Origin of the sequence: Argonema galeatum A003/A1 (assembly GCF_023333595.1) — a bacterium.
Taxonomy (GTDB): Bacteria; Cyanobacteriota; Cyanobacteriia; order Cyanobacteriales; family Aerosakkonemataceae; genus Argonema; species Argonema galeatum.
Genome location: NZ_JAIQZM010000006.1, coordinates 120,449 through 146,481, shown reverse-complemented (window position 1 = coordinate 146,481; position 26,033 = coordinate 120,449). Strand labels below are relative to the sequence as shown.

The window sequence follows — 26,033 nt, the reverse complement described above, 5'->3', positions numbered from 1 at the left end:
CTAAATCCAGTTTTCTGCATAGTTATAGGTCGGAAGCATCGTGCCAAACAACAATATTGTCTCTCCCCCGCACTTGTCCGAGGGCAGCGATCGAGACCTCACGATAGAATCAACCCTCCGAGAACTGCGACTGTACAGTTTTCAAGTTCCAATCGACTGCCTGGGTATAGAAGTTGCCCGCGTTTTTGAGAAATATCCCCGACTGCCTGGAGCTATCCTGGTCGATCATGGTAAATTTGCCGGGATGCTCTCGCGGCTGAGGTTGTTGGAATACCTGATCCGTCCTCACAGACTGGAACTATTTTTGCACAAACCGCTGCACATTCTCTACACCTATGCTCGCACTGACGTTTTAGTTCTGCCGGATAGTATGCCGATTTTGGCGGCAGCTCAGCACGCACTGCGGCGAGCGCCCGAACTTTTGGGAGAACCCGTTGTAGTCAAAACCGAACCCAACATTTATCAAATGTTAGATATTCATGAATTACATATCGCCTACTGGCAAATTCGAGGCATAGAAACTCAGGTACGGTACGAACGCGCCCAAGCCCAAATGATTCAAAGTGAGAAAATGGCTAGTTTGGGGCGTTTAGTGGATGGGGTTGCACACGAAATTTTAGACCCGGTGGGTTTTATTTGGGGGAACTTAACTCATGTATCGATGTACACCGAAAGTTTGATGGAGATCGTTTCTGCTTACGAAAACCACCTGCCCCAGATCCCCAACAAGATCGCCGAACTAAAAGAAGATATTGAATTTGATTTTTTACGACAAGATTTACCGCGTGCGATCGAGAGTATCAAAACTGGAGCGGAACGGTTAAAAAAATTAGTAATAAGTCTGCAAAACTTTTGCCATATTGATGAAGTTTATCCGAAGCCAGCCGATTTGCACTCTTTGCTAGATAGTATCGTGCTGCTGCTGAAAAGCCGTCTGACAAGTGAAATCGAAATTGTCAAAAATTACGGAAATTTACCGCCTGTACCTTGTTTTGCTGGGCAATTAAATCAGGTATTTATGAATATCCTCATTAATGCTGTTCATTCCTTGCTCAATGAGGCGGTTCACCAAAAATTTGCGATAGAATTTCAGGGGGGAATCCGACAGAACCCAGGCCGCAAACCTCGGATTGAAATCACAACCAAAGTTTGTTCCCTGGAACCTGCGGCAAATACAGGTGAACCATTACCTCGCTGGGTTTTGATTAAAATTGCGGACAATGGGCCTGGTTTATCTGAGAACGCGCAAAAGCAGATTCTGGAATCTTTCTCCATCGAAAGACGTACTGAAAAAGAAACAAGTTTGGCGCTTAGTTATCGAATTGTGACTGCAAAACATGGGGGAAAATTTGTGATGCGATCGCATTCCCAAAGCGATGCGGATGTGCTTAACGTCTCGGAAGGAGAATCGCAAGTTGACAGCGGCACGGAGTTTGAAATTATGTTGCCTTTAGTCTAGCGCGATCGCACTCGGACACGGCATATAGCTAGGGACTAGGGGCTTTCTTGCTAGGGGCGAGCGTTGAGGGAAGAGGGAAAAGGTTACTCCGTAAGGGATTATGAACCAGAAGCAAGAGTTGGAGTTGCCCTAACCGTCTTGGCGGTTGCTATAATTAAAATTTTGGTATTACCGACATATTGATGATGCCGTGTCCCCGCATTTGGATGAGCTGAAGTTGCACTTGACAAATATTGTTAAATTTTGCCAATATTAAATATGAGTCTGTCGGAAATCACCTATGACTACATTAAACATCTCTCTGCCAGATACGATGAAAGACTTCATTCAAGAGCAGATACAAGAAGGAGGTTACAGTACCACGAGTGAATATCTTCGGCATTTAATTCATGAAGAACAGAAGCGTGTAGCCCAAGCAAAACTCGATGCTATGCTGCTGGAAGGTCTGAACAGTGGTGAATCTATTGAAATAAATGACGAATGGTGGGAGCAAATGAAAACTGAGCTTGTTGATAAGTTCAATAAGCGGAATGGGCATGACTAGAAAAATTATTGTCAAACCGAAAGCAACTCTCGACCTTAAAAATGCTTTTGATTACATTGCTGAAGATAACTTCGACATAGCATTGAGGTTTTTTGACTCGGCAAGACAGACTTTTGCTCAGTTAGCTCTGATGCCTGGAATGGGCAAAATATACAAGACTGAGCTAAGAAAATGGGCAATTAAAGACTTTAAGAAATACTTCATTTTTTACAGAGCGAATGATGAATTTATAGAAGTTGTTAGAGTAATCCATTCAGCCCAAGATATTGAAGCGATTCTAGAAGAAAATGACAACCCTGCCTGAAGGCTTTACGGAGTCTGCTTTTCAAGGCAAATACTTCTATTGTTGTCTACACGAAAGTTGATTGGGACGGTTCAAGCGGCGATCGCTAACAAATTGCGACAAACCCAATGTACTGATTGCGGGTATAATTCTACTTATGCAAGATCTGAGTTTCAAATTTCCAACAAACCGGGCGGCGGTGTGATTTCAATTCTACCATTTTCAAGATCTACCACAGGTACGATCGCTTTCACAAACGGAATCAAAATTTGTTTTTCCTTGGTCTTTTTTCCTGGTTCATTGCTAGTGGATAGCTGAGGATTAACTATTAACAAATCATTACCAGCGGAAGCAACATCTACCACGACGCCAATAGATTCCCCAGTTAATTGGTTAAATACTTCCAAACCAATTAAGTCTATGACGTGAAATTCGTCTTCTTCTAAAGTTGGGCGATCGCTTTGAGGAACCATTAATTTGCAACCGCGTAACTCCTCTGCTTGGGTGCGATCGCTAATTCCAGCCAATTTCACCACATATATTCCTTTATTAGGAATATACCGACCCTCTAATAATTTTATCGGTTTAGGTTCAGTTTCACCCGGTCGCAGCAACCAACGCTTACCAGGTTCCTCAAACCTTTCTGGAAAGTCAGTATCTGGATAAACTCGCAGTTCACCTTTTAGTCCTTGAGCAGACACAATCGTACCAATTTCTAACCAGTTGTCATTCGTCATTCGTTAATACTAATATAGTTTAGAATTAGTTAATTAAATCAATTAATCGCAAAGCAACCTAAAGATTAGTGAACGAGCCCACCATGAGGAGGACTATCAGGGGATGATAGCTCAATCCTCTGCTCCCAACAGCCAAAAACCACTGTAAGTCATTCCCGAATCATCAGGTTGAACTAACAAAAAATGCAGTTTTTTACTCAGCAGCAGGCGTCCTTCGTACATCTGTGCAGCCGCCGAAACTTCCTCATCTGCAAAAGTAGCGACAACCCACCTGTCGTTCAGCCCAGTTTCCAATACTAAACCATCTGGCGTACCTGAGATATAATTAAGAGATACTGGGTGCGATTCTTGTATCCAGCGAGCTATTTGCATCGATCTCTTTCCACCATCAATTACCACACCGGGAACTGCAACTGTTGATGGAATTCCGAGATTGATGGGTAAGAGAAATTCTGGCATTTCCCGAATTGGAACAAGTCGCTCGGTAAATGTTTCTTGAAGATCGCCAGCACTAAGTGTAGCAAATCGCCAGCGCTCTCCCCAAAATTTTTCTGGTAGGGGTATCGGGGGTGGTTTTTCGATCGCTAGGGGAGCGTAAGCTTCGCCGCTGTAACCTTCCATGCTGGGGTATTGTTTAGCTCTTTCCTGCAACCATTGCTTTAAAGCATAAGTGCGGCGAGTTGCTTCTACCGGAATTCCCAGCTGCTTTCCAGTCGCTTCAATTAAGCCTAAAGATTGGGGACGAAACACTTGAATTAAATCTGGCAGATGATTATACGATCCGGCTGCGATCAGTAACTGACAAACAATCCAATGGGGAGAGGCTTCTGACTGGGGACAGAAGGCGCTATGAGTTAAGCTGCGCGATCGATCGCAAATCAATAACTCCCACAATGCACTCCCGACTTCATCCTGCAACGGACGACGATAAAAATCAATTTGCCAAATGGTCATTGGTAATTGGTCATTGGTCATTGGAACGGGGAAGTGACTAATTGTCGTTACCTTCTCCACCGCAAATTGTATCACTGCTTTGGTCGCCGTAAAGCAGGTCGTTATCTTTTTCGCCACAAACCTTGCGATCGCCTTTACCGTCCCGTAGGTATCGTTACCCAGACCCGCCGCAGATCGGTAGGGATGAAGAGTGTCCGTTGTCCGGTTTCAAGGCAACAAAGACGCTACGCGATCGCGTAGCGTGCCGTAGGCATATCGCGCTAAGCAGGGAAAATCAAGCAAGTGTTTCTGGATCTATACCGAGACTACGCAATCTTTCCGCCAACACGCGAATTCGTTCTTCCGGTGTTAATAAGCGTTGTCCTCGATCGTCATACCAATAAAGCCACTCTCGTGTTATACCCTGATAAGTTCCTCTTTCATTCCCAATTCCCAACCCAATTTCCGGTAACCAAATTGGATTTCCCGACTGCAATTCGTATTTACCATTAACTAAGCGATGCACTTCCAACCGTGGCTTTTTGCGCCGTCCAGAATTATAAATAACATAGAATAACACCCCCAAATCAGCATAGTTTTGCATCTTGGTGCTGTATTCCCCTCGATAAGTTTGGGAAACCACTTCCAGCATCAAAATCGGAACTCGTTTTTCTTCCCAAATTGCATAACTTAGGCGTAAATCTTCATCGATAATCCTTTCTACTCCCAAACTGAGAAATCCATCCGGTACATAGGGAGGTTTTTCGCCATCATAGTATACCCCCATATCAACGCCAAAAAACCAATCCATTCTATCCGCCCAAAGTATTGCTAGTATTGCTTCTAACAGTGCGGAAATTAAATGTTGTAGTTGATTATCCACGGGAGTATCATCCGAGTCTGGTAGTTCTTCGGTGGAAGGCCAATATCGTTGAACGTCGTAGTTTAGCATAGAGCAAATGTAAATTAAGATTTTTTGTTTTGCCAATCCAACCGTTACAGCTATTTGTTAACACACCGACGGAAAAGACGACGATTGAATTTTTATTACTTTTGTATTATAGCACAACTAAGTAGGCGGGCATAATTAAACGTAAAACTGCCGTGCCCTTAGAAACCCGGTTTCTTCGAGAAACCGGGTTTCTGGGTGTTCAGTTTATTTACACCCACCTACTTATCGCCAATAAGTATGGGGTTTCACTTTGCCCCTAGCAAGAGTACAATAAACTAAATATTAATTTCCAGTCCTGCCAAACAAAGATATCAATATGCCTGCCGAAAACCCACCAGTTGCAGAATCTCAGCCAACTTTGTCAGTCAGCAATGCAACTGATAAAAACCAAACGATAACTGACCCGCAAGTTTTAAAATTAGCTTTAGCAACAAAGCTAAAAACTATGACCGCCGTTCAGGGAGATTTTTATTTCCCGTGTGTACCATCAATGGTGGGAGAATATGTACAGTTACTTGCTGGCTTGCTAAAGCTTTTAGGACAAAATCCGACGCCAGAACATATTAATAATTTGCGCCAGTTAATCGAAAAAGGTATATCGGATGGATTTAAGCTTTCACCTCATGCGCGGTTAATCGTCAACTACCAACCAGCGGAAGCAAATAAAGGTTTAGCTGGTGGCATTACCATTAATACCAAAGTTCATGTAGAAACACTAGCAGATAAATATAAAACTTGGCCGGAAACCAGGCAAGATCCTTTATTTGGCAGTCATCCCGATGCGAAAGTGATGGCAGTTTTATCCCAATTAGGCGACCCGGCGCGGACACCTATTTTAGATGTGGGTGCGGGAACTGGTCGCAACAGTATACCATTGGCAAAGTTAGGTCACCCGGTTGATGCGATCGAACTCACGCCTATTTTTGCCGAAAAATTGTCGGCATCTATTATAGCAGAAAATTTAACGATCAAAGTCATCCAAGGCGATGTTTTAGATCCGTTGTTGCGGATGAAGCCAGCTTACTATAAATTTGCGATCGCATCCGAAGTTTTGTCTCACTTCCGCTACATCGATCAAGTGCGTTTGTTCCTAGCTAAAATGTGCGATGGACTGCAAACTGGAGGATTGCTTTTATTCAGCGCTTTTTTGGCTGCAAACGATTACGAACCAGATATCTTGGCGCGGCAAATGTCAGAACTATCTTGGTGTTATCTGATCTCGCGAGATGAACTTAAATCAGCTATGGATGGTTTGCCATTAGAAATGATATCCGAAGAATCTGCCATCGAATACGAACAAAATCACCTACCAAAAGAAGCATGGCCTCCCACAAGTTGGTATGTTAGTTGGGCAACGGGTCGCGATTTATTTCCCCTGCCGCAAAATCCGCCAATGGAGTTAAGATGGATACTCCTGAAACGCAAATAGGTAGTCATTGGTGATTAGTTATTGGTGATTCTCTTCCCCTATTCCCTGTTCCCTATTGTCTGGTTGATTTAAAATTATAGTATGTAGGTTGGTTGAACAAAGTAAAATCCAACTTCTGAAGAGGGTAAATTAGTGTTGGGGTTTCCTTCCTCAACTCAACCTACATTTTGCTTAAATTAGATCAAATTTTACTAACTCATTTTCACCAACTTCCATTGCAGGAGTTGGTCGATATTTTTTGATTTTTTCATGAGATAAACATTCTACTAACCTCCGCCAGTTCAGGATTAGCTCATTACCTTCCGCCTCAGAATCTGAAGCGAATTCAATGATAATTTCAACTTTTTGAGCGCGTAAATCTCCTGAATTATTCGATTTATTCCCTAGTTGAGATTCAGCATAACTTAAAGTCTGCCAAACCTCACTAATTTGAATTATTGCCTCAACAATATCACCTTGATAGGTGACTATGAGTAGCTCATGTTTTTGACCTAATGCCATCATTTTTGACCATTCGTTTCTCTTTAAGCGGATTGTATGAGAGTTGGAATTTATAGCTTTGACTCTAGTTTGAATTTCTGGTAGAGTTAAGCCACTACAAACAAAAATAAATCCTTCTGTATCCTGTTGTTTTGAAATAGTCGTGTAGCCAAGCCATTCATAAAAACGTCTACCCCAATCTTCTCCAAATTTATCCCCATCGACCGAAGTAGGTTCCATATCACCAGGTAAAGACCTAATTCGCAACTCGTTTAGTAAACTCCGAATATTTTTGGGTTCTGCATCCACAATACTGGCTATCGGAAGCAGATTTTGTACTGCATACTGTCCGAGTTGATTGTTGAGACTTTCAGCTAGATAGCAGAGCATTATATATCTGCTACCACTAGAGATTATATACAATATTTTATCAAATTCATCAAAGTAGTAAGTACCTGGTATCGCCGATGCAATCCTAGTTTCATCCTTCAAAAATAAATCCACATTAATTTGACTTGCCGGTTGCACGTTGACCCTCGTTAGCCAAATTATATCTAGAATTGGTTCCGAGTCGTATTGATGATAAATAAGGCGTTTCACCCCTGAGATAAATTCTGGAGAATTTAATGTTTTTTGCCATTCTTGACACCACTCATTGGCCTTTGTCCCAATGGCAGGTTTTACTTCAATAGGACGTTCAATTACATCTCTTAGTAAAGAGAGGCTACCAGCAGATTTAGCAAGTTTTGCAGAAACTAGAGAGTGTAATATACGGTTACCATCAATATAATCTTTACGCCAAGGTGCATCGGGTATAAAAACTTCTTTGGCATATCGCAATTGATTGTTATCAGTTAGCACAGGTAAATTTTTAATAGCGCCACCCTCTAAAGATAGTTGGGATTCTAGGCGGTGTAATACTAGGAGTGCAAAGGTTTTGTCTGCTTCATTTAAGGGTTTGTTGTTGTATTCTGAAGCTAATTCTTGCAGAAAGTCTAAGTAATCTTCTACATTAGGCGATCGCCTTTGACCTAAAAGCTGATAAACTTCCCCTATACGATGGGAAAACGGTATATTGACGCGCCGACTGCCAAAAAAAGGTACATCATCCTGAAAGGCGTATCTTGGTTTCCAAAACTTGCCTGTAGACTCATCCCAAAGACATTGGCGGTTCTGAAAACGCTCTTTAATTCGGCGCTTTTCTTCATCAGTAATACGACTTTCTACAAAAGTATCATAAAGATAATTATAGATGGCTTTCAATGATGGTAAATTATTGCTTTCATCCTGATTTTCCCAAATCTTGATTATTGTGTCAAAGTGAGCCAAAACCATATTTGGCTCTACCGGATAAAAACCAAGTGCTTTCCTGATTTCTATCTTCAGTAACTCCCCCTGACTCCGAGCAAATATAGGTTTTTGGCTAGCAACTAAATGAGCATCTTGAATGAAACATACATCCTTAGCGCGATATAGCCTTGGTTCGGGTCCGATCGCACCAGCATATTGCCTGAGTTTCTCTTGATTTCGCTCAACAGTCAACCAGGGTTTATCTTTTAGTGCTTCAGGTAGAGAGTTATTACTATTAGTTATTTTAACAGATTTTAGCTCTTCCCAATTATCCACTATATAATTAAAAACAGCCATACAGGAATCTGCGATCGCATCTACCCCAAAGCGATTTGCTGTTTGGATTAAATTATCGACACAAGCTAACAAATCATCGGCGCTGGGAGTTTGACGCATTCCAAAATCGCAGAAAAACTTGTGCCAAAGTGCAGCATCCTGTGAGTAAAAAACCATATCTGGGATAGCTGCCTTATTTAAGAGAATCTGGCGGACTACATCACTTTCAGGACTATATACTTGGGAAATTGCACGCAATCGACCATCGGTACAGCGCACCAGACGTGCATTCTTTATTTCCTGCTTGAGTGCAGTACTATTGTCTCCTTCCTTCGCTAGTTCTTTTCCAGCGTCGCTCAAATTATCTCGAATCCATGCTAGTGCAATTAATTGTTCATCAGGCGCAAGTGAGGCATATTCGTCTAGCAAGCAATCGCGAATCAGCCTAGCGCGATTGAGTACCGGAACTTGTAGCATCTGGAATAGTGGCAACCATTCTTTATTGGTTTCTCCTAATCTTAAAAGCCTTAAAGTGCCTGCAATTTCCGGTGGTTCGTATCCATCACTCGGAATATACACATTTTCATCATTCAGGGTGACAAGTTCGTTTGAACTTGTCGGGTAAATCGGTAAACAACGTAGCTTATTCTGCCTATCTTGGTTATAGAATGTATCCGTAATTTTCAGACGATTTGCCAGGAAATTGAGGAGAGAGGTATAATGTTTTTGGTCATAAGGTGGCAAACCTTGTCCATAACGTGAATAAACATAATCTATAACAGTCGAGCCTGTAAGAGATAAAATTAACTTGTCTGGATGTTGTTTGACGAATTTTGATATCGCACCCTCCAGATTAGCTGGTGCTTTGACAATATTCACACCAAAATATTTTACTGCTGCAATGGTTTCACAATCAATATCAGAATCGCACCACAAAGGAGTGCTATCAAATCCCCCTTTGTAAAGTTTACCATCATTTCCCGGAACCAGTGAAACTGTCTTTAATTCTTCTAGTGGCAGATTCAATTTAGCAAAGTAAAGATAAACTTGAGTTAGCCAGTTGGCATTTGGAGGATTTGGTGCATCAGGTTGCCAAGGATGTCCTACTGATTGCGTTGTACCTATTACATTAACCAGTTTTTTGGCGACTTCGATTTCCTTCATGTTTGTCACGCCAACTCGATTATGTAGAGAGACTTGATTATATAAATTTAGATGCAGGAACCATTCAGGATTATTAACAAATATCTGCCTTGTTTCATTATCTCCAATATAAATAGTTCCGATCGGATTATAACCGAATACTTGCAAAGTTTCATTAGCAAGAATTGCTAACGGCAACCCGCGCAAATCCCTGCAATCGTCACTTATACAATAACGGAGCATATTAACAATCCATAGCCGATTGCGTAGGCTTGCTTTTGGCGCATTTTGCAAACCAACACCCAGGGGTTTATTCTCAGCTAAATGCTGACGCAATTTGGCTGGGGTAAATGTCTCTATCTGACAGCCAGCATCTTTAAAAGCTGACAAAATCGACTCTGGCAACTGCGGTTGTGGAATATCAATTTTATCTGCGCTCAGGGGTTCCACTAAGTCTTCCCACCACTTTTTAGTAGGAATAAATTTGACTTGAGTGGGAGTTATCCAAGATTTGTTTGCTGCCGATAAAACAACTGGCTTTTGATACAATATCTGAATAACATAACGATGCAGTTCTTCTAAAGCTTTGCTGATAGTTATTTTGCTGACAGGCCAAAATTGGTAAAATTCCTCTGGCTTATCCTTACCTATGTCTTCTACTAGATCGACAATTAAATTTGCATAAGCATGAGATAAAACATGGCGGACAAGCAACTGATTCCAAATTGATCTGGGACGATCTTTACCTGTTTGTCCGCTATCGCTACTCAGGTTATCTCGCGAACTATTTAGGTTGAAAAAGCCATTAATATGAATAGGTAAATTTAGCTCGATTGGCAAAGGTAAAAAACAGTAAACTTTGCCTTTGACTGGCTGAGAATTCCCATCTGTACTATCAGCACTAATTCTGGCGGCAGCACCAGTCCAAGGCACAACTTTTTCTTGGCTTTTGTGCATTGCTTCTATTACTTGCGCCAGTTCATTTCCTTCGTCAATGCGAATTATTCCACCTACTCTCCAGATTGAGTTTGTAGTTCGTTTCTGGCTGATTGTTTCGATTTGGTGGAGATAAGAAGTAGAAACTAGAGCGGTTGGATTATTTCGGCATAATTTTATGAGGGTTTCTGGGTCATCTGGAAGCGCATTAAGGATTTTTTGACGTGCTGACCCTACTTCTTCCTGATTTTTTGTGAGGATGGCGAGAATTTCTTGCCTTGTTCCGTCGCTATTGGCCGGAATTTCATAAAATCGAATTGACTGAACTGATTTGAGGAATAGCAGCAGTTCTTCACCCGACTGGATAAGTTCTTGAAGTAGTTCTCTGACGTTATTTTCGCTAAAAGCTTGTTTGCGAATCTCGCTATGCTTGGCGTGTTCTTCTGTCCTTAAAGGTAAGCGAAAGAGAGTTCCTTGAAAGTTTTCGATTCCAAATGGCAATCCTCCCGCCTCATAGACTTTCATAAAATCGGGATATTTTTCGTACCATCCGGCGTCGGCAAAATTCCACTCCCGTCCTGGTTCTTGTTTTGATGTGCCTGGAATAGCAGAACCGTGAGGATCGAAAAAGATTAGGCTACTGCGTGAAATGAAACTAGGATAGTCTGTGACATGATAAACTGCATTGAAGCCTACGCCAAATCTACCTGTTTTTTGTAAATCTTGCGCTTTCTCGCTTTGTCCGATGCTGCGGATGCTATCAAAATCTTTGTCTGTGAAAACGCGATCGTTGTAAACTAGCATTGCAGGTCCCATCAACTGCACCATGCGATCGCCTGGTAATCTCTTTGCCTGATGAGTACGCCAATCCAGAGTAATCTCTACCTTTGTCGCTCTAGCGTCATCAGCGTTTTGGATTAATTCTTTGATGATGCCAACACCTTCGGGGTAATCTCGGATTATACTTCTGAGGCGGGATATGAGGGTTTCGGATTGGTAGAAAGATTTACCCCCAAGTGGACTGTCGCTTTGAGTCATTGATGTTCTTATCTAATAATTTGTCAAGTACAGGACTTATTTAGAGATCCCCCCAAACCCCCCTTTTTAAGGGGGGCTTAGATCGCAATAACCAGAATTTAGGCGCTGGCGCTGGCTAGAATTGGCTCAAGTTTAGCTGCACTTTCTGGTGCGTAAATTTGAGTTACATAGTCAGCGATCATGCGATCGGTATTAAATGCAGGCGAGTTTGTTTTAATTGACGCCTTCATCATCTTAATCCAACCGTGAGGAATCCCGTTTTTATCTTGGTTATAGTAGAGGGGAACGATTTCGTCTTCCAGTAACCGATAGAGAGATTCAGAATCAATTCGATCCTGCAATTCTCGATCGCTGGTGTTAACATCTTCGCCAATTGCCCAACCATTAATCCCTTTTCCATTAGCATCGGCAATATAGCCTTCGCACCACCAACCGTCCAAGACGCTGCAATTGATACCGCCGTTAAAGCAGACCTTTTGACCGCTTGTACCTGAAGCTTCTAGGGGACGACGGGGGTTATTTAACCAGACATCCACACCTTGCACGAGTTTCTGTGCAGTGTAGATATCGTAATTTTCGATAAAGGCGACGCGATCGCGAATTGCGGGATGTTTGCACCACTCCATCAACTGCTGAATAATTCGCTTACCTTGTTCGTCTGCTGGGTGAGCTTTACCTGCGAAGATAATTTGTACAGGTCGTTCCGCGTTGCCAAAAATCTTCAAAGCTCGTTGGGCATCGCGTAAAATTAGATTACCGCGCTGGTAGAGGCTGAAACGTCGCGCAAAGCCTAGAGTCAAGACTTTTGGGTCTAGCAGCGAGTCCGCTATCTCGACAAAATCGGGTTCTTCCTCCAGCCGTTCTCGTGCTAGTTTAATGCGATCGCCGGTATGGGCAATCAAACGTTCTTTTAGCGCTTGGTGTCGCCACCACATCTCTTCATCGGGAATTGCGTCTACTTTCGCCCACATCTTAGAGTCTGCCGCACGAGTTGACCAATCTTCGCCTAAGTAGTCAGCATACAAGTCTGCCATCAGAGGCGCTGTCCAAGTGCGGGCGTGGACGCCATTGGTAATATGACCGATCGGAACTTTATTTTCAACTTTGTTAGGATAGAGAATATTCCACATTTTGCGAGAAATTTCGCCGTGGAGTTTGCTGACACCGTTAGCAGCGCGACACATCCGCAGTGCCAAAACAGTCATGCCGAAAGGTTCCCAGGGATCGCCCAGACGACGAGCTCCTAAAGCCAAGAACTGATCGCGTTCCAAGCCTAGTTGCGGCCAATAGTGGGCGAAGTAGGAGTCCATCAAATCGGGAGAAAAGGCATCGTGTCCGGCGGGAACTGGGGTGTGAGTGGTGAAGACGCTGCGATCGCGTACAGAAGCCTCTACATCGTAAAAAGACTTGCCGGTGCTTTGAATTTCCAAACGCGCAATTTCCAGCGTGCAGAAAGCCGCGTGGCTTTCATTCATGTGCAAAACAGAAGGCTTAATTCCCAATGCTGTTAAGGCTTGTACGCCGCCGATTCCCAGCACAACTTCTTGGGCAATGCGCGTGTCTTGGTTGCCGCCATACAGGTGTCCCGTCAACCAGCGATCGATCGGGTCATTGTCTTCGCGATCGGTATCCAGCAAGTAAAGATTAACACGACCGATCCGTGCTAACCAGACTTGCACTTTGACCATCCGCTGCCGAATTTCCAGACTAACCGCGATTGGTTCCCCGCGATCGTTTTTCAACAGCTCGATCGGCATTTCCTCAAACGAATTGTCGTCGTAATGTTCTTCTTGCCAACCTTGGCTATTCAAGCTTTGATGGAAGTAACCCTGACGGTACAGCAATCCCACACCAACTAAAGGCACGCCCAAATCCGAAGCCGATTTGAGGTGATCTCCCGCTAAAATCCCCAAACCGCCTGAATATATGGGCAATGATTCGTGGATGCCAAATTCGGCGCAAAAGTAGGCGACTGGGTTTTCGCGAGTAATTTCGGGCGCAACGCGATCGGCCCAGGTGTCTTTTTCCGTCATGTAGCGATCGAACTGTTCGGCTAGTGCCTTCACCCGCTTGATGTAAACTGGGTCATTCGCTAGCTGCGTCAATCGCACGTAGCTGATAGATTCTAGCAACGCAACCGGGTTGTGCTTAGACTCGTGCCATTTTTCGGGATCGATGTTGCCAAACAGCGACAAGCGATCGCCCGTCCAACTCCACCAGTAATTGTAAGCAATGTCTGCCAATCGCTTTAGGGGGAACGGTAACTTGTCACGCAACTTCTCAATCGGGTTCATAGAACGGTCATTCGGCATAGTTTAGGATTCTCTTCATTCTCGTGCGCGTCGAACCAAATGCGATCGAGCCGTCTCATCTTCAAAGCTCTTCAATAATCTGAGCGACTCGATTAACTTATTCGTTAGTTGTATGTTTCGCACATCTGGTTGAAATATAGCATTATAGGATTTTCAAACTGAGTAATGTTTTTTTGGCACTCTTTAGGGTATTATTTTGAGTCAGATCGTGTCCCGTAGCATCGATTGCCCAAAAAAATTATTCTCTTATCTGCGTTTATCTGCGTTTATCTGTCTTCATCTGCGGTAAAAATTTAACCCCCGATAACAACAGACAATTTCCAGTATCACTCTTACACTACCGATGCAACCGGACACGATATCAAATTTTATAACCCACTTTCTGAAAAATCCTATCAGTTTGTGAAGTTTTGCTCAAACAGGAGAGGGAGAAGGGACAAGAAGGAAAATCATAATTACGAAAACTTATGCACTTTAGCAACCTAATCGATTAGCATCGTTTATATGTACTTGGGAAACACAGTAGCAAGTCCCGACGCCCCTAGCCCCTTATAACTCCTATGAACCCTGCCCTGACTCAATTTGGAAATCAAATGTCCCGCTTAACTGGCGTGCGGGCGATTATGAAGGATATTAAAGAAACTTTGCAAGCAGGCAAAGGGCAGGAATTTATTAACTTAAGTCCTGGAAATCCAGTGATTTTGCCGGAAGTTGAGCAGATGTGGCGGGATTACACTAAAGAATTGCTCGATAGTCCAGATTATGGTAAAGTAGTTTGTCGCTACGGTGATTCTCAGGGTTATGAACCATTAATTGATGCAGTAGTCACCGACTTTAATCGCCGCTATGGGTTGAATCTCACAAATCGCAACATTCTGATTACCCCAGGCAGTCAAAGTCTCTATTTCTACGCTGCTAATGCCTTTGGCGGATACACCACAAGTGGCGAATTAAAGCAAATCGTTCTGCCCTTAAGTCCAGATTACACGGGTTATGGCGGCGTGACTTTAGTCCCGGAGGCGTTATTAGCTTACAAGCCTAAATTGGATATTGATGAGACTAGCCATCGTTTCAAATACCGCCCCGATTTCAGCCAACTCGAAATTAATGAAAGTACTGGTTGCGTTTTATTCTCCCGTCCCTGCAATCCTACGGGAAATGTCCTCACCGATGATGAAGTACGCAAAATAGAGGCTTTGGCTGCGCCTTACAATGTGCCGGTATTAATTGATTCTGCGTATGGGCCTCCCTTCCCGGCGTTGAACTTTACGGAAATGACGCCGATATTTGGGAATAATGTTGTCCACTGCATGAGTTTATCGAAGGCTGGCTTACCAGGGGAACGGATTGGGATTGCGATCGGAGATGAACAGGTAATTCAGGTGCTGGAGTCATTCCAAACGAATATGTGTATCCATTCATCTCGGTATGGACAGGCGATCGCCACTCGTGCGATCGCCAGCGGTAGACTAGCCGACATCGCTACCCAAGTGATTCGTCCCTACTATCAGAAAAAGTTCGATGTAGTAGAAAGCACCATAGAACAAGCAATGCCCAAAGATTTGCCGTGGTTCCTGCATCGCGGCGAAGGAGCAATTTTTGCCTGGTTGTGGTTAAAAGATTTACCGATAACTGATTGGGAACTATATCAGGAGTTAAAGAAAGTGGGTGTAATTGTTGTACCTGGTAGTTCTTTCTTCCCCGGTTTGCGCGAAGATTGGTCGCACAAAAATGAGTGTATCCGCATCAGTCTCACCGCCACCGACGAGGAAATTGTTGCTGGGATGCAGCGTTTGGCAAAGGTGGTGCAGCAGGTGTATTCAGTTGTGAGTGCTTAAGGGGGGAGAGTAGAACCGGGTGTGGTCAAAAACAGTTGGTGATAGGGGGGACAAGGAGGACAAGGAAGACTCTTTGTACCAACCAACTACTTATGACAGCACCCAGTGGAACCGTCTACGGCAGGGTGGTTTCATACAAAAAGAGAAAATTGTCTAGGTTTCGATATTTTAGTTCGTCATAAGTGACGAACCAAAATAAAGGGTACGACTTGAGAGGTCTTCTGAATTTTCTCTCACTATATGAAACCACCCTGCGCTCCTTGGAAATGCTGCTTTGGACAGGGCATAATTAAAATTATGCTACAATAGACATATTTATAATGCCGTGTACCTACAAAAATATTCAATATAAACATTAGCATAATAATTCCAGAAGACGCCAAAATACTATGACAGCGACCTCTTGTGAATAATGTAAATTTATCTTACTATCACTCAAACAATGGCGTACATGATGGATGATAAAATAATCGCTCTACCTAAATGTAGCCGACGTGGAAGTGCGATCGCTTATTCCCAAAACAATAGAAGCCAATCTCTGAGATTGACTTCTGCTTCGGCTAAAGGATTGAGACATATCTTTTAATCCACCACTCTGAGCATTCCCTTTTGCAGAGCGTCAAATACTCGTTTGATTTGGCTCTCATCTATGTCGCTAAGTGAATTTTGAGATAACAATGCTGACATCAATAGATGTTGGTCAGCTCTACTGATTTGGCGAAGGGCCAAAATCCGCTCGATGACCTGTTCTACTTGGACTTTAGATAAATTAGCTTGAAGTGACATCATCGTATGAAAACTTGTGTATCCAACTTGACTCAGTGTTCCCAGTATCAGACATTTTCTAACATTACTTGGTGATCTAATTATAGAATGATTGTGAAACTGTACCTACCAAGGGAGTGATACAGGTCACTGACAAAATTAACTTACTTTCATAATGATAACTCATTTGCCAGTAAAATAGCTGGGATTGCAACAATATCTAAGGTTATTAACATGGCTCAAGCGAAGATTGGGATTATTGGCGGTAGCGGCCTTTATAAAATGGAGGCCCTCAAGGATGTGGAAGAAGTGCAAATTGAGACGCCTTTTGGGTCTCCGTCCGATGCTTTAATTCTAGGAACGCTGGAGGGGACGCAGGTTGCCTTCCTGGCGCGTCACGATCGCAATCATACTCTTTTGCCCTCTGAACTACCATTCCGAGCTAATATCCATGCGATGAAGCAGTTGGGCGTCGAGTATTTAATCTCAGCTTCAGCTGTTGGTTCTCTCAAAGAGGAAGTTAAACCTCTAGATATGGTAGTCCCGGATCAGTTTATCGATCGCACCAAAAATCGAGTATCCACCTTTTTCGGGTCAGGAATTGTAGCGCACATTGCTTTTGGCGACCCAGTGTGTAAAAATCTAGCGGCGGTTTTAGCAGATGCAGTTGCCAGTCTGGAATTACCAGACGTCACCCTGCACCGTGGCGGCACCTATGTTTGTATGGAAGGGCCAGCATTTTCCACTAAAGCAGAGTCCCATCTTTACCGCAGTTGGGGTGCAACAGTCATTGGTATGACGAATTTGCCAGAAGCGAAGTTAGCGAGGGAAGCGGAAATCGCCTATGCAACGTTAGCGCTAGCAACAGATTATGATTGTTGGCATCCAGACCATGACGGCGTTACTGTAGAAATGGTGGTTGCCAATCTGCAACGCAATGCGATAAATGCCCAAAAAGTCATCCAAGAAACTGTGCGGCGTCTGGTCGAAAATCCGCCTGTGTCGGACGCACACTCAGCCTTAAAGTATGCCATTCTTACTCCCCTGGATAAGGTTTCGGCGGCTACAAAAGAAAAATTAGGATTGTTATTGAAAAAATATTTGTAAAGAGATTTATCTGTTGGCAGGTGGTCGGTTGTTGGATGGTTGCCCTGTAGGACTCGTAGGAATCTGCTGCGGATTGCAGTATGGTTGACCCTTAGTTGAGAGAGTGAAAGGTCTGATGGTTTGGTTGTTTATGGTGACACGCTGATAATTTGTCGAATTATAAATTATAGCTTCACCGCAGGCATTGCTGCTCACAAACATCAAGTCCTCCCGACCGTTATTAGAGGTCGTCTGAACTGAATATGTCTGTCGCGGTTGCAGTCCCGGCACTATCACCTGATTGCTGCTAGTTTTGTAGGGCTCTTCGGCAAAGGCAGCGGCAGCGTAACCAAGCAGAAGGGTACTACTTGTTGCGATCGCAATCAACCTTGAATTCATGGCAGTTCCTCAATCCGACAACCCCAATATAGCGTTTCTCAGAGGAATCAAACACAGTTTGGGTACAAGGAACATATCTGACTGTGGCTATAGTTGTCACTAATGATATCAAGTCCTTACGCATCGGTAACCTAAAAAATTCCTGTTCTTATTCTTATCTGCGTTTATCTGCGTTTATCTGCCTACATCGGCGGTAAAAATTTAACCAACGATGACAACAGACAATTTGACGCTCTGACTAATAGACATCTCCAAAAAAGAATGTAGAGACGTTGCATGCAACGTCTCTACAAGGGTTCTAGAATTAGCACCTTTAATTTCTGGAGATGTCTAATGAATAATGGCTAATAGACTTCTTGCAAAAATACGAATCTATAATTTTTTACCGCAGATGAAAGCAGATAAACGCGGATAAACGCAGATAAATCGGATGAAGTATATTGACTTTGGTAATCTTGTCTAATGACCAATGACTAATAACTATTCATCAACTAATTTCTGAAATTGCTCATTTTCTCGCATTTCATCAAAAGCAGAGTCAATTTTCGCTTTTTCTTTATACATAGGCTCAATGTCAATTGCCCATTGCAGATTTCCAATGGCGGGATTTATATTCCTTCGCCTCGCATAAGCACGAGCGTTTTGATAACGAGTTTCAGGGAAATCGCGTTCAATTTTAAGCGCTTGGTTATAACAATTGTTTGCCTCTGCATAACGACCTTCAGCAAAATGTACATTACCTTGTTCTAAATACTCATCGACGCTCAAAACTTCGCCCGGATTAGCAGAAATTTTTTCTTCATTTTCAGCTTGAGGAGTTTCGATTTGTGGTTCAGCCAGAGTCGGTATCTGCGGTGCAGCTTGAAGACTAAAACTTTCAATTTGTTGTTCGTTTAAATTATTCTTTTCCTCGGTATTGCCATCTATAAATAAAGCCTGCAATTGATCCAGATGAGATCCAAATTCCGCTTCTAACTTTTGCATTTCTTGTTGAAAAGCTGACGCTTGTTTTTTAAATTCATCTGCTACTTCAGCTTCTAGTTGTTTTTGGACTTCTTTTTCTAATTCATTTCTCGTTTCAGAGACAATTTGGTCGATCGCGCTGCGACGGAGAAGCCAAACACCAAGAGCTGTCGCAAAGGGAAACAGAGTCATCACGAATAGCAAAATATTGATTAAAGTTGTAGCGCGGCTAAAGGCCCGATCGACTTCCGTCTGGACGCGATCGCGTATTTCCTTATCTTGGCGCAGCTGTTGCAGTTCCTCGCGCTCAGTCTGCGAAATCTCAGAAGCGGGCTTTAGCTGGGCCGAAAATATCGGCTGTGGGGGCGTCGGGGCGGCAAAAACCTTCAGCCCTACGGATAAAATAGCACAGGTAATCCAATAGTTAATCTTCATGCAACCTGATAAATAAAACTGAGAGTTGCCCAAGCATTCATATCAAAGGCGAAGGAATCGGGGGTTGCAGCGATCGTTTCGGCAGCAGGAAGACTAGCTTGGTGTAAGTCTTGCAGAACTGCCCGCGCCACCTCCAAAGGACTGACTAAGATACCAAGACGTTGAAAATCTCCTCTGGGATGCTGCGTGCTTTCCAGAGCAGCTAGAGTCTGAGTCAGAGGCTCGCGACTCAAGATCAGTTGCATTTCATTGAGTCCGGTTGGGCCTTGGAGAACCCATTTAAAAGGACTGGAAGCAGCAGGTAAAATGATAGTCTCACCAATGCCTACCGCCTGCTGCTGTAAAGGGTTAGTTTCCAAACCGCTGGGATTGGCGAAAGAATGGGGAGGTAGTAGAGCGATCGCATTACCGCTGGTATCCGTACCGAGCAGAATAAAATAAACAGGAACATCACTGTAGTTATGAACTCGGTACTGAATGCGGCTACCGATCGGCAAACTAATAATCCCTGAATCTGTCATCCCCGCCGCATTTTCAGCCAAATCTGTGGAAACCGAGTCACTTGCAGGGGCAGGCCCAATCGCCCGAACAGTGGTTCGTTGCATCAGCACCTGTTCGGTGGGAGCAACCATCTCCAGTGTCGCCCGAACACCTAAGCGGGAAGCACCTTCATTCCCACTCAAGCGCAACAACTTAACCGCCAACAGCGTTTGCAGCGTGGGAACCAACCTTTGTACCGCCGTCTTTACCGCCTCCCCCTCTACTCCCACCGTATTGGGATTCAGATAAAAACCGGGTAAAAACAAACCGTATTGGGAATAGTAGATGGGAGAAGAAGAAGACTTTTCCCCAGTCAAGAGTCCGCTTTTTCGCACTCTAGCCAACACGCAATCAGCAGGCTGCTCCCCCGTCACCACCAATGACACATTAGGAATACTAGAAAAAGCACTGGTGGCATCCACTCGCTCAATTCGTTCTAGACTGCTATCAATAGCAACCGTTAAGCCGACATTGCGGGGCAGAACCCGGATGGATTCTTGCACGAGTTGCCCTGGTTGCAATTGGTAAGTTTCGCCAGTCAACAACGGGAAAATTCGTGCCCTTGCTTTTAAACCCTCGCGGGAACGAATCAAAAGTTGCCGTGGGCTATTCCCAACAGCTTCAGAACCCGGTGGCGGTAACAAAGTCAGGAGAGAATTCACCCCATAGGACGCCAGAATGGTTATCGGCAGTCCTCCCAACCACAACTGTGCAACTTTGCCATCTTCTTGCACGGCCGTTACTACGCCATCGGCTTCGGAACTGTTGGGAAAAAGATGATAAGTCAGGGATGTTTGCTTGGGATTGGTTTTTAGGGACAAATCATCGGTAGTTGCTACCAGCATGGGTTGCTGTTTGTTCCCCACCATTTGTTCGATCGTTGCAGCAACCCGACACAGGCTGACTTGAACGGTAGTCGCGGGGGTCGCTTGCCAGAGATATTGAGTCAAAGCATAGGTGAACAGCCCAGCACCCACACCATTCAACTGCTCCTCAAATGCTTGCCGATCAGGGCCTGCTGCCGTCAGCACTACCCCTGGAATTGCAGTTTTGAGTTTTGAATTCAGCCGAAGTTGTGCTTGGAAGGCTAGCTCCTCGGTACTTGGCTGCCCTGCTGGTTGTTGGGGTTGCGATACGTTGCTTTGCAATACGCTACGCGATCGCACTCGCAGATTGCCCCAAAGCCCAGTACCCAGGTCAGTGTAGCTAGTATCCAATACTGCTGTAACTGCGTCGGTATCGAGCGATCGCAACAACAACCACAGCGTTTCTTCCAGCACCCCGTTCGCCACCCCATCCACAGGCACTAACAAATTTTGGATTTTGGATTTTGGATTTTGGATTAATGATTCTTCCTCATTCATCCTTTCTCCTTCCTCATCCATCGTTTCGGCGCGGCTACCATAGCCGCTGAAGTGGAAAACTACCGCATCACCCGGTTTAGCCTGCTTGCTTAAATGCTCGATAAAAGCCGTTTCTATATTCTGTCGTGTAGCTTGTCGATCGGTCAAAACCAAAATATCGCTTGGCTGAAAGCCAAATCGGTGTATCAGGAGTTCTTGTTGCAGTTCCACATCAGTCAGACAACCCGTAAGCGAACTCCCAGAATACTGGTTAATGCCCACCAGCATTGCCAACTTGCGAGGACTGGGTTGCGCTAAAACTTGGTAATAGCGATTTCCCGTCATCACCAGCCCAGCTTCTCCTACTCCCAAGGCTGCCAGTACCGAGCCAGCCCGTTGCAAAAAACTCCGTCGCTTCATAGTTAGCTATTGCCTTCTAGGATTCAGCTATCAGCCTATTTGAGTTAAAAAGCTCTCCTCTACTCCTCAGAAACCCGGTTTCTTGGAGAAACCGGGTTTCTTTCGTCCCTCACTCACCTGACAAGGGCTGTAACTATTGGTGCATCGCCTTTGCCAGTTCAGCCGCTACCTCTGGTCTTGAAAACTCAGGCGGCGGCAACTCACCCCGCCGCAACATCTCCCGCACCTTCGTTCCCGACAGGTGAATGCGCTGTTCCGGGGTGCTGGGGCTAGTCTTCGTTGTTCCCATACCCTGCGTAACGGTGCAATAAAAAGCGTGTTCAAACTTCATCGGCACAATACCTAATTCAGATGGCTCAAACTCATCAAATATATACTGAGCGTCGTAAGTGCCGTAGTAATCTCCTACACCAGCATGATCCCGTCCGACGATGAAGTGAGTGCAGCCGTAGTTTTTGCGAATCATCGCGTGGAAAATCGCTTCCCTGGGCCCCGCGTAGCGCATCGCAGCCGGATTGATGGCGAGAATCACTCTGTCTTTCGGGAAATAGTGTTCCATCATAATCTCGTAGCAGCGCATCCGCACATCGGCTGCAATGTCATCATCCTTTGTTACGCCTACCAAAGGATGCAGGAATAAGGCATCTACGGTTTCCAAGGCGCACTTTTGGATGTATTCGTGGGCTCGGTGGATGGGGTTGCGAGTTTGGAAACCTACAACGGTTTTCCAGCCGTGTTCTTTAAATAATTGCCTTGAGGAGGCTGGGTCAATTTGGTATTTGGGGAAATAGGGATGGCGATCGCGTTCCAGCAACCACACTGGCCCCGCCAGATTGATTGGCCCCTGGTTATAAAGAACTCGCACGCCGGGGTGTTTCTCATCATCGGTGCGGTAGACGTTAATCGCTTCGCGAGTTTTATCGTATGAATATTTCTGGGTTAGCTGCAAAACGCCGATAAAGTTTCCCGTGGGGTCGTCCAAGCCCACCAAGTCGCCTTCAGTAAGAGAGTCTGCAACTTCCTCTGTCACCGAAAGGGCGATCGGAATTGACCAAACCAAACCGTTCGCCAGCCGCATATTGGCAACGACTGACTCGTAATCTGCCTGTTCCATGAAGCCGCTGAGGGGACTAAATGCACCAATGGCGATCATTTGCAAGTCGGAAACTGCTCGCTCATCTAGTTGCACTCGCGGCAGAAAGTCGGCTTTTGAGAGAAATTCTTGTTTTTGTTCGGGTGTAGCAATGCGATTAATCAGTTGACCGCCGTGAGGCTCAATCCCATCTTGACGATGACTCATATCGATTTTTGATTTTGGATGCAAGTATTTTAGATTGTAGCTGCAAGGATCGATCGTACCAAGCTATGAGAGTATTTCAACATCTGTAATATTTCCGGTTGGCACGCAAAATTTCTCTGGCTCTACTCCCCAATTTACCCACTAAATTGCCGAAGGAGCAGACTGAACATTTCGCGACATCCTTAATGCTTGTATGAATCCTGTTTTTTGACCCAAGGATACTTGACCCCCTTAATGCTTCTTGCTCAGGTGTAAGTCGGGTAAGAATTTCAGTTATGGTATTATCGTTTTAGCTAATTAAAGCAGGAGGTAAACATCCCTCAGATTAGTGCCGCGCAAATCCTGCAAGTTGGAGCTAGAGCCAGCACTTACGAAAACCTTAAGTGCGTTGAATGCGCTAGAGCAATAAAGGACTACTTGCTATCTCAGGACATTCGCGGTAAGCGCGTCAAACTCTACACAGGCGATGCAGCAAGTTGGGACAGCCGCATTTATGATGATAGCATCCCAGGAGACGCTATTTCCGTTAATGGTCGCCATGAAGGAATTGCAATTGTCATCAACGGCATAGAAACTGTTTTTGATAACCATCACCATGATGGAATTCCCAGCACACCAATTCAGTAATCGTAGGGGCGAAGCAAACGGGTGTGGAAATCTACGGTAAAAGCGATAAATTTCCACACCCGTTTGCTTCGCCCCTACCAGATCAAAACGCGCCACTAAGTATTACTGAATCGTTGTTCTAGATCTGAATGGATGAATAATCTGTTATTTTATGGTAAACCACATTATGGCGAACAGTTTCAAGTAACAGAAGAGGAATTTTAAAGGAAAGTGTTATGACAGAAGTTCGTCAGAGAATAGCAGAGGTTCAATCTGAATATCTCTATGAGATGCTGCAAGAAATCAAAAAGCGACCGGGTATGTACTTAGGTAAGTGTTCCATTACCCGGCTTCGTATGCTTTTGGACGGATATGGTTTGGCTCAATGTGAACTTGGCTTGCCTCGAACAGATCAAGAACGGGAATTTAACGGGTTTCAAGATTGGATACAGCAAAAATTTAATATTACTTCATCTCACGGATGGGATAGTATAATTCTTTTCTATTCAGCGGATGAAAGAGATGCGCTAGATAATTTTTTCAAGTTGTTTGAAAAATTCCAGAATGGAGAAAGTCCTTTACCAAATTAGGTTGGCACGGAGAGGCCAGAATTTTTATGTCAGAAGTTACTCAGGTTGATTCCTTAAATGACGCCAATAATATTCCCAAAATCTTATTGACATTTTTGATATAATACTCTGTTAAATCAATATCAACAACATTACCTTCTAATTTCAAGAACCTCCATATCGTGCCTATGGTGACAACCCCATAAATTGTTTTAATGGCGTTTCCTTCCCGTTCATTAAACAATTGTGCTGCTATCATTTCAGCAACACATTGCCCAAAGCCAGTTTTGATATTTTCGTTCTTCGCTTCCACAATAGTAATAACTGGAGCGCGAATAAAAAGCTGTTCTGCTGAACGGCTAATTAAAAAATCACAAACTCCATTTAACCCTCTGTCATTGTCTACGTTAAAGTCCACCCCGGAAAATAAACTCACTTGATAATTTAAACGCCTCCTCACCTCAAGCAAAATAGGCGCGATTATCATTTCAGAACGAGCTTTTTCTGTATTAATAGCAACAGCTAAGGCAATATTTTCTTTGAGATAAAAAGCTAGATAATCGCTGGACTCTACTTCTTCAACAGCAGCGAATAAATCGACTGTTTCGTTAATGGTTAAACCAAATATTTTTACCAGTTGGCTCAGAGTGAAATCACTATAAGACATTTAATTTACCTCAAAAGTAGAATAGGGCGGACATTGCCCGCCCTACTTCTTAGTTTTGCCTTTCGATGATACCGCCACCCAACAAGATATCGCCGTCGTACCAAACTGCGGCTTGTCCGGGGGTGATGCTGAACTGCGGTTCGTCAAATACCAGCTTAACTCTTGTGGAATGGGCATCTTGCCCGTCCCCGGACAAAGGAATCACGGTAACGGGTACAGCGGACGATCGATATCTGATTTGCACTTCGGCGCGAATCGGTGCAGATGGTTGTGCTAGAGACACCCAGTTTACCCGCGCCACGGTGCATTCTGTGCGATCGGCACTATTGCGATCGCCTACAATCACCCGATTGTTTACCGCATCCAACCCAATCACGTACAGGGCTTGGGGCGCTGCAATCCCGATCCCTTTCCGCTGACCGATCGTGTAATGATGGATACCATCATGTTGCCCCAGCACCTTACCCGACTCGTCAACTATATTGCCCTTTTGCGGTGCAATGTACTTATCCAGAAACGCCCGCATCGAGCCATTGCTTTCCACCAAGCACAAATCCATACTTTCCGGCTTATCGGCAGTATTCAGGCCGAATTGGGCTGCAATTTGCCGAGTTTCGGTCTTGTGCGTTTCTCCCAGCGGAAATACGGATGCCGCAAGCAAATCCTGTGTCAAATCGTACAAAAAATATGACTGATCCTTATTCAGGTCTACAGCCCGCCGCAACTGATAGCGATCGCGATCGGCATCATAGCTAATCCGGGCATAGTGTCCCGTGGCAATTTTGTCAATACCCAACTTTTCGCGAGCATAACTCACCATCGGGCCAAACTTCACACTCTTATTACACTGGGAACAAGGCAGGGGGGTAATCCCGTCGCTGTAACCCGCTACCAGATAGTCCACAATATTGGCTTGGAACACATCGCGGCTATCGACAATGTGATGGGGAATGTCCAGATGTTCGCAAATTTTAGCAGCATCGACCATCCCTTCAGAACAGCACTGACCCTTCCCTTTCATCAGCCAAAGGGTCAAACCAACGACTTCATATCCCTGATGATGAAGGATCGCTGCTGCAACTGAACTATCAACGCCACCCGAAAGGCCAACGACTACTTTGTTCATGGAACCAAAAATGACTGAAATCTTGCTTAACGCAAGCATTGCTACTTCTAAGTTAACACTCCTACAACGACCTGTCATGGCAGTACTGCCCAATCGACATGAGA

At 44.3% G+C, this 26,033-nt stretch carries 21 protein-coding genes; 9 read left to right on the top strand and 12 right to left on the bottom strand.

All coding sequences use genetic code 11. The features are described 5' to 3' along the window. The first annotated feature begins 40 nt into the window (after positions 1 to 40). From LAY41_RS09160 to LAY41_RS09150, 3 genes are all read left to right on the top strand, one after another. The gene (locus LAY41_RS09160) at positions 41 to 1,459 is read left to right on the top strand and encodes a sensor histidine kinase (RefSeq protein ID WP_249096717.1); all 1,419 of its coding nucleotides are present in this window, start codon (positions 41 to 43) and stop codon (positions 1,457 to 1,459) included. 280 nt (positions 1,460 to 1,739) lie between these two features. Further along, positions 1,740 to 2,003 carry a type II toxin-antitoxin system ParD family antitoxin gene (locus LAY41_RS09155; RefSeq protein WP_249096715.1) on the top strand — a complete coding sequence of 88 codons (264 nt, stop codon included), beginning with the start codon at positions 1,740 to 1,742 and terminating at the stop codon, positions 2,001 to 2,003. Beyond that, a complete protein-coding gene (locus LAY41_RS09150; RefSeq protein WP_249096713.1) occupies positions 1,996 to 2,307 on the top strand; it encodes a type II toxin-antitoxin system RelE/ParE family toxin in 312 nt (103 codons plus the stop codon). Before LAY41_RS09155 ends, LAY41_RS09150 begins: the two co-directional genes overlap by 8 nt. A 152-nt stretch (positions 2,308 to 2,459) precedes the next feature. On the opposite strand, the gene rimM is transcribed toward LAY41_RS09150, so the two are convergent. Then, entirely contained in the window at positions 2,460 to 3,023 is a 564-nt protein-coding gene (gene rimM / locus LAY41_RS09145; protein ID WP_249096712.1) for a ribosome maturation factor RimM, read from the bottom strand. 111 nt (positions 3,024 to 3,134) lie between these two features. Next, a complete protein-coding gene (locus LAY41_RS09140) occupies positions 3,135 to 3,977 on the bottom strand; it encodes a Tab2/Atab2 family RNA-binding protein (RefSeq protein ID WP_249096709.1) in 843 nt (280 codons plus the stop codon). Positions 3,978 to 4,010: 33 nt separating this feature from the next. Between LAY41_RS09140 and LAY41_RS32955 the strand changes: the two genes are divergently transcribed. Next, positions 4,011 to 4,217 (top strand): hypothetical protein, encoded by a 207-nt coding sequence (locus LAY41_RS32955; protein ID WP_249096706.1) that lies wholly within the window; start codon positions 4,011 to 4,013, stop codon positions 4,215 to 4,217. Between the two features lie 34 nt (positions 4,218 to 4,251). On the opposite strand, the gene LAY41_RS09130 is transcribed toward LAY41_RS32955, so the two are convergent. Next, complete coding sequence (locus tag LAY41_RS09130; RefSeq protein WP_249096703.1) at positions 4,252 to 4,908, bottom strand: Uma2 family endonuclease; 657 nt, start codon at positions 4,906 to 4,908, stop codon at positions 4,252 to 4,254. Positions 4,909 to 5,224: 316 nt separating this feature from the next. On the opposite strand from LAY41_RS09130, the gene LAY41_RS09125 reads away from it, so the two are divergent. Beyond that, positions 5,225 to 6,337 carry a class I SAM-dependent methyltransferase gene (locus LAY41_RS09125; RefSeq protein ID WP_249096696.1) on the top strand — a complete coding sequence of 371 codons (1,113 nt, stop codon included), beginning with the start codon at positions 5,225 to 5,227 and terminating at the stop codon, positions 6,335 to 6,337. A gap of 171 nt (positions 6,338 to 6,508) precedes the next feature. On the opposite strand, the gene LAY41_RS09120 is transcribed toward LAY41_RS09125, so the two are convergent. Together LAY41_RS09120 and glgP are read right to left on the bottom strand one after the other, a co-directional pair. Next, on the bottom strand, positions 6,509 to 11,560 hold the full coding sequence (locus LAY41_RS09120) for a DUF3883 domain-containing protein (protein WP_249096692.1): 5,052 nt from the start codon (positions 11,558 to 11,560) through the stop codon (positions 6,509 to 6,511). 98 nt (positions 11,561 to 11,658) lie between these two features. Then, entirely contained in the window at positions 11,659 to 13,872 is a 2,214-nt protein-coding gene (gene glgP, locus LAY41_RS09115; RefSeq protein WP_249096688.1) for an alpha-glucan family phosphorylase, read from the bottom strand. A gap of 560 nt (positions 13,873 to 14,432) precedes the next feature. Here glgP and LAY41_RS09110 point away from each other — a divergent pair. Beyond that, entirely contained in the window at positions 14,433 to 15,710 is a 1,278-nt protein-coding gene (locus LAY41_RS09110; protein ID WP_249096685.1) for a valine--pyruvate transaminase, read from the top strand. A gap of 582 nt (positions 15,711 to 16,292) precedes the next feature. Here the strand turns inward: LAY41_RS09110 and LAY41_RS09105 are convergent. Then, complete coding sequence (locus LAY41_RS09105) at positions 16,293 to 16,499, bottom strand: hypothetical protein (RefSeq protein ID WP_338022961.1); 207 nt, start codon at positions 16,497 to 16,499, stop codon at positions 16,293 to 16,295. A 210-nt stretch (positions 16,500 to 16,709) separates the two neighbouring features. Between LAY41_RS09105 and LAY41_RS09100 the strand changes: the two genes are divergently transcribed. Continuing rightward, the gene (locus LAY41_RS09100; protein WP_249096684.1) at positions 16,710 to 17,582 is read left to right on the top strand and encodes an S-methyl-5'-thioadenosine phosphorylase; all 873 of its coding nucleotides are present in this window, start codon (positions 16,710 to 16,712) and stop codon (positions 17,580 to 17,582) included. A gap of 6 nt (positions 17,583 to 17,588) precedes the next feature. On the opposite strand, the gene LAY41_RS09095 is transcribed toward LAY41_RS09100, so the two are convergent. The 4 genes from LAY41_RS09095 to sat form a co-directional block, all read right to left on the bottom strand. Further along, positions 17,589 to 17,960: a hypothetical protein gene (locus tag LAY41_RS09095; protein WP_249096681.1), complete on the bottom strand. Its 372-nt coding sequence runs from the start codon at positions 17,958 to 17,960 to the stop codon at positions 17,589 to 17,591. A gap of 480 nt (positions 17,961 to 18,440) precedes the next feature. After that, complete coding sequence (locus tag LAY41_RS09090; RefSeq protein ID WP_249096679.1) at positions 18,441 to 19,358, bottom strand: TPR end-of-group domain-containing protein; 918 nt, start codon at positions 19,356 to 19,358, stop codon at positions 18,441 to 18,443. Next, on the bottom strand, positions 19,355 to 21,661 hold the full coding sequence (locus LAY41_RS09085) for a caspase family protein (protein WP_249096676.1): 2,307 nt from the start codon (positions 21,659 to 21,661) through the stop codon (positions 19,355 to 19,357). Before LAY41_RS09085 ends, LAY41_RS09090 begins: the two co-directional genes overlap by 4 nt. 133 nt (positions 21,662 to 21,794) lie before the next feature. Further along, positions 21,795 to 22,961: a sulfate adenylyltransferase gene (gene sat / locus LAY41_RS09080; RefSeq protein WP_249096675.1), complete on the bottom strand. Its 1,167-nt coding sequence runs from the start codon at positions 22,959 to 22,961 to the stop codon at positions 21,795 to 21,797. Positions 22,962 to 23,276: 315 nt separating this feature from the next. Here sat and LAY41_RS09075 point away from each other — a divergent pair, with 315 nt between their 5' ends. After that, on the top strand, positions 23,277 to 23,588 hold the full coding sequence (locus LAY41_RS09075; RefSeq protein WP_338022964.1) for a papain fold toxin domain-containing protein: 312 nt from the start codon (positions 23,277 to 23,279) through the stop codon (positions 23,586 to 23,588). 215 nt (positions 23,589 to 23,803) lie between these two features. After that, complete coding sequence (locus LAY41_RS09070) at positions 23,804 to 24,157, top strand: hypothetical protein (protein ID WP_249096672.1); 354 nt, start codon at positions 23,804 to 23,806, stop codon at positions 24,155 to 24,157. 40 nt (positions 24,158 to 24,197) lie between these two features. On the opposite strand, the gene LAY41_RS09065 is transcribed toward LAY41_RS09070, so the two are convergent. Then, positions 24,198 to 24,803, bottom strand: a complete 606-nt coding sequence (locus tag LAY41_RS09065; protein WP_249096667.1) for a hypothetical protein — start codon at positions 24,801 to 24,803, stop codon at positions 24,198 to 24,200. A 49-nt stretch (positions 24,804 to 24,852) separates the two neighbouring features. After that, the gene (gene mnmA / locus LAY41_RS09060) at positions 24,853 to 25,929 is read right to left on the bottom strand and encodes a tRNA 2-thiouridine(34) synthase MnmA (RefSeq protein WP_249096867.1); all 1,077 of its coding nucleotides are present in this window, start codon (positions 25,927 to 25,929) and stop codon (positions 24,853 to 24,855) included. Between the last annotated feature and the right edge of the window lie 104 nt (positions 25,930 to 26,033).